This is a genomic window from Brucella sp. RRSP16, assembly GCF_052246815.1.
In the GTDB taxonomy this organism is placed as follows: Bacteria; Pseudomonadota; Alphaproteobacteria; order Rhizobiales; family Rhizobiaceae; genus Brucella; species Brucella intermedia.
Map to the genome: position 1 here is coordinate 1 of NZ_JBQQAM010000047.1, position 1014 is coordinate 1014.

Sequence of the window (1014 nt, forward strand, 5' to 3'; positions counted from 1 at the left end):
GAACGAAAGTTCCTGCCGGGCATGACCCAACCTCTTTGCAGCCGTCAGTGCGGTGTTGCATTCACCCCAATGACAAACGAGGCCGGAACGAAGTTTACCGTTCCGGCCTCAAATGTATAAGCCGGGCACATGGCCCGGCTTCTGAACTCTATCCGATCGTCTGGATCATTTGCACTTCTGGATGGCTTTCAGCGCGTCCGAAATGCCCTTCAGCGAATAGGTGTAGTTGGTCTTGGTGCCGCGCTTCGACTGCGCCTGCACCTTCATCTCCGAACCGCCGCGCATGGCTGCGATGAGCTGCGGCTCTTCGGCTGCATTTTCCATCCAGCCCGACTTGCCGTTGACGAACATGTTGAAACTGCGGTTGCCGATGGAGACGACGACCTTGGCATTGGTGTTGAGGTCGTAACCGGCCATGAATTGCGGTTCGAACGAGATGTTCTGGCCGGGCTTCTGGCTCACGAGGAAGAAGTTGTCACCGTGATCGACACTGGCCGGAGCCTTCTGGGTCGGTACGGAGAGGACATAGCAGACCTTGCCGTTGCCCGACTGATAGCTGTAGGCGCCCCAGGCATTGAACTGGCTGATCTGGCTCGGGGTCTGGGCGAGTGCCGAGCCCGCCATCCCAATCATGAACACAGAAGCCGCGACGATCGATTTTCCAAGCATTGGTTTTTACCGGTTCTCTTTCGTTTGCTTCAAACTTGAATATCGGGATGCCGCCGTTCATCACGCCGTCCCGCTCAGTTGCCGATTAAATTGCCTTAATCTGGGTTACCAAACGGTGAAGTTTCGAAAGAAAACTTTTGAATGAGCAGCCAAGTCGCCCCGCCATCCCTTGATTCAGTTGAATGAAAAGAAAGCGGCGTGAGTAAGGCAGTCGGTTAAGGCAATAAGGCAGTAGGGCAGTAAGGCAGTATGTTAAGGGAATAGGGGAATAAGGGAGTAGGGGAGTATGTTTGGCTTGCGGACGACCGCAACGCACATATCCTTCTCTGCCCTACTGCCCTACTG

General features: G+C 54.7%; 1 protein-coding gene. It reads right to left on the reverse strand.

Annotated features, from left to right (window positions below; all coding sequences use genetic code 11):
* Positions 1-165: 165 nt before the first annotated feature.
* Complete coding sequence (locus ACS5UA_RS22820; protein WP_006465808.1) at positions 166-669, reverse strand: invasion associated locus B family protein; 504 nt, start codon at positions 667-669, stop codon at positions 166-168.
* Between the last annotated feature and the right edge of the window lie 345 nt (positions 670-1014).